This window comes from Streptomyces sp. SID486, from assembly GCF_009865385.1.
Classification (GTDB): Bacteria; Actinomycetota; Actinomycetes; order Streptomycetales; family Streptomycetaceae; genus Streptomyces.
On record NZ_WWJT01000378.1, the window covers coordinates 1 to 3,933 of the forward strand.

2 protein-coding genes are annotated in these 3,933 nt (G+C 76.4%); one reads left to right on the forward strand and one right to left on the reverse strand.

Annotated features, from left to right (window positions below):
* Positions 1-49: 49 nt before the first annotated feature.
* Positions 50-3,208: a molecular chaperone Hsp90 gene (locus GT045_RS17870; RefSeq protein WP_161334779.1), complete on the reverse strand. Its 3,159-nt coding sequence runs from the start codon at positions 3,206-3,208 to the stop codon at positions 50-52.
* Between the two features lie 153 nt (positions 3,209-3,361).
* Between GT045_RS17870 and GT045_RS17875 the strand changes: the two genes are divergently transcribed.
* Positions 3,362-3,853 (forward strand): hemerythrin domain-containing protein, encoded by a 492-nt coding sequence (locus GT045_RS17875; RefSeq protein WP_161334780.1) that lies wholly within the window; start codon positions 3,362-3,364, stop codon positions 3,851-3,853.
* The last annotated feature ends 80 nt before the right edge of the window (positions 3,854-3,933 follow it).

Genomic DNA, 3,933 nt, shown 5'->3' on the forward strand with positions numbered 1-3,933 from the left:
CGCCCGTGGCGCACGCCCGCGGGCACCGCTCGTGCCGGCCGGCCGCGCGTCAGTCGAACCAGCGGTCCCGGGCCAGTTCCTCGGTGCGGGAGGGATCCTCCAGCAGCGCGGCCACCTCGAACCGCCTCGGCCACTGTCCCGCCGCCCACGCCAGCCCCGCCGCGACCCCCTCCAGGGTGGCCGCGTGCAGGACGCCGTCGCCGGTCAGCCGCCAGTCGATCTCCACGCCGTCCACGACCAGTTCCTCGTGCTCGACGTACGTCTCCGGCGTCCGCGGCCCGAGCAGCACCCGCACCGGCTCCGGCACGTCGTGCTCGGCCCCCTCGGAGTGCACCTCGCCGGTGACGGACTCGCTCAGCCGGCGCACCTGGAACAGCTCGGCCAGCTCGGCCGCGCGCGCGGGCCGGACCGGCAGCAGCGGCACGCCCGAGGTGAACGGCAGCAGGTCCGGCGAGTCGACCACGACGGCCGCACCGGCCTGGACCACCTCCACCCGCCCGTCAACGACGGCCCGCAGCTCCTCCGGCAGGGTCACCCGCTCCGGATCCAGCTCCGCCAACGCGCCGTACAGAGCGTGGAGTTGGCCGGCCGAGACCGTCCGCTCCGGGTCGGCGAGCCGGTCCAGCAGCTCGGCGGCGCCGCCGGGCTCGTCCAGCAGCGCGTCCACGGAGGTGCGTACACCGAGCGCCCGCAGCACCTGCTCGTCCGCGAACCCGGTGGCGTCGGCCTCGTCGTACAGCCCGCGCAGGCGCGGGTCCCCGCCGGCCGCCAGCAGTCCGGCCGGGCGCCGCCCGTCGAGCACCGGGTGCCCGCGCAGCCACCACGCCGTGTACGGCCGTACGACCTCATGGGTGCCGTCCGGCAGCAGCACGCGCACGGGCTGGGTCAGCGCGTCCCGCAGCGGCGGACGGGCCAGCAGGGACAGCGCCTCGGGCCAGTGGTCGTCGTCCACCAGGTCCAGGTCGCGCACGGCGACCAGCTCGGTGGCTACGGGCGGCACCGGGCTGTCCGGGAACCGGTCGAGGATGTCCTCGCACCACACGTCCACGGCGTCCAGCAGTCCCGCGTCGTCCGGCTCGGCGTAGTCGCCCTCGCGGGGCTCGAGCTCGTCCGGGTCCAGGACCACGTCGGTGGCCCGCACCAGCGCGAAGTCGGCGAGCACCCCGCACGCGGCGAGCGGCTGCTCGCCCCACTTCTCGGCCAGGTCCTCGTCCACGGTGGCCAGCTCGCCCTCGCGGATCACCCGGGCGAAGGCACTGCCGGGAAAGACCAGTTCACCGGCGGGCGCCAGTTCCCCGTCCTCGTCGGGCAGCGCGAGAGCGCCCAGCCAGGGCTCCTCCCCCGGTTCCAGTCCCGCGTCCCGGACCAGGGCGAGCACGGTCTCGGCCAGCTCCTCGGCGTCCGGCGCGTCCTCCTCCCAGACGGGGCCGCCGTCCTCCTCCAGGGAGCCCGCCACGGCCGCCCGCACCTGCGGAGTGGTCAGCACCGCCCGCGGCGTCGCGGGCAGCGCGCCCAGCTTCTCCAGCAGCGGGTGCGCGGCCTCCGGGTGGGCGACCTTCAGCCCGATCCGGCCCAGGACGTCCGTGTCGATGCGGGCCGCGTCCGCGGTGGGCAGCAGCACCTGCCGGGGCCCGATGGTGGTCCGGCCGCCACCGGAGCCGAAAGTCTGGGAACCGCCCCCCGCGAGCGGCACGGGGAGCCCGGACAGCCGCTCGGGGTCGACCCCGGCGAGACTGTCGTAGAGCCGCCACCACCACCCCGGCTCCTTCTCCAGCCCGGCCAGCCGGTCGACGGCGTCGGCGAGCGGCAGCCGGGCGACGCCGAGGGTGCGCAGCTCCACGCGCCGCTCCAGCCCCGCCGGGAGCAGGGTCGGCAGCACCTCGGCCAGCACCCGCACGGTGTCGGCGCCGGCGCCCTCCACGATCTCGGCGTCCCGGGGCCGCAGCGCCTCCGGCAGCTCGTCGTCGTCCGCGGCCTCGACCGCCGGCGGCAGGAACGCGGCCCGCGGCAGCCGCTCCAGCACGGCCTGGCGCAGCGCCCCGTCCAGCTCCCCCCTGCCGAGCGGCCCGGGGACCAGGTCGATGATGCCCGCCCCCACCGGCCGCCATCCGGCGAGCAGTTCGGCGTAGGCGTCGGCCGCGCGCTGCACCAGGAAGTCGGTGAGGGGGCCCGGGGCCGCGTGCCGGCGGGTGGTGTCCAGCGGGAAGGAGGCGATGAGCAGCGCGGGTACGCCCAACGGCTCGTCGCTCGGGGTCGGCGCGTGCAGGACGGCACTCGTCCGCAGCCGGACCGGGGCGCCGTAGGCGTCGACGGGCACCGCCCAGGTCACCGACCAGTGGGGGCGCAGCCGCTCCTCCACCGGCCGGTCCACGAGCAGGTCGGGGGTGAGCGGTCCGTGCGCGGAGACGGAACGCCAGTTCGTGGTGCCGTCCCTTGAGTCCTCCACCACCGTGAAGGGGCCGTCGGTACGGCGGCGGAGCGTGCGCGGCGTCTCGTCGCCGACCTCCACGACGACCTCCTCCAGCCCCGGCAGGGCCAGCAGCAGGGCGTCGTCCACAGCGGCCAGCAGCCGCTCGGCGAGATCGGCGGCGGCGGCGTCCCGCAGGGGCAGGATGACGGCGGTGTCGTAGGGCTCCGGAGCGGTGCCCTCGGCGGCGAACGGCAGTCGCAGCAGGGGCACATGGCCGTCCCGGCGCCGCACCTCGTCCCCCAGTCCCGGGCTGTGCCGGGCGGTGCCGGCGGCCAGCTCCCGGGCCTCGGCGAGGGACCAGCGCACGCCGCCGTGCCGGCCCACGACCGCCGGCTCGTCGGTCACCGAGAGCACGGCGGCGAAACCGACCCCGAACCGCCCGACGGCACCCTGGGTGGCCGCCGTGTCCCGCTTCGCGGAGGCCCGGAGCGTGGACAGCGACTCCACACCGGTCGCGTCCAGCGGGGCGCCGGTGTTCGCGGCCACGAGCACCCCGTCGCGGAGGGTGAGCCGCAGCCGCCCGGGCGCCCCGGCGCGCGCGGCGGCATCGGCGGCGTTCTGGGCCAGCTCGACGACGAGCCGGTCCCGGTAGCCGCCCAGGACGAGGTCCTCCTCGGCGTTGGCGTCCTCCCGGAACCGGGCGGGGCTGGTCGCCCAGGCGTCGAGGACACCGCGCCGCAGACGGGCCGTCCCGAAGGGGTCGGCACCCTCGGCCGCCGGCCGCACGAACTTGCTCACGTTCACTCTCCTCATCCGCGTGAGGACGAAGGTACAGCGCGCGGGGGGACCGGGCCGCAGGGGCGGGGTGACGGCGGGGCCGCAGGGCCATCAACGTGACGGGCGGGGGTAAGCGGTGGTCACCCATCCGTTCGCGCGAAAGTGGACTGCCCCATGACCCAGACACAGGACGTCGTCGAGCTCATCCTCCGGGACCACCGGCGCATGGAGGAGCTCTTCCGCCGGATGCGCAGCGTCGAAGCCGACCGCGCGGCCGCGCTGGAGGAGTTCGCCGACCTGCTGGTCGCACACGCGCTGGCCGAGGAGTCCGAGGTCTATCCCGCCCTCAAGCGGTACAAGGACATCGACGACGAGGAGGTCGAGCACGGCGAGCACGAGCACGACGAGGGCAACAAGGCCCTGCTGGACCTCCTGGAGGTCGAGGAGGTCGGCTCCGAGGAGTGGGACGCGAAGCTGGAGGAACTGGTCAAGGCCATCACCCACCACGCCGACGAGGAGGAGCGCACCATCCTCAACGGCGCGCGCGAGAACGTGACGGCCGAGCGGCGCGCGGAGCTGGGCGCGGCGTTCCTGCGGGAGCGCGAGCGCCGGCTGAAGGCCGGCTGCGGCTCGGTCGACAACGTGCGCCGCATCGTCGGCTCCTGAGCGGGAGCCGGGGCGGGTCGGGCGGGTAGGGGCCGGGCGGGCGCCCGCAGCCCGCGCGCCTCGCCGGCCCCTCAGCGGCC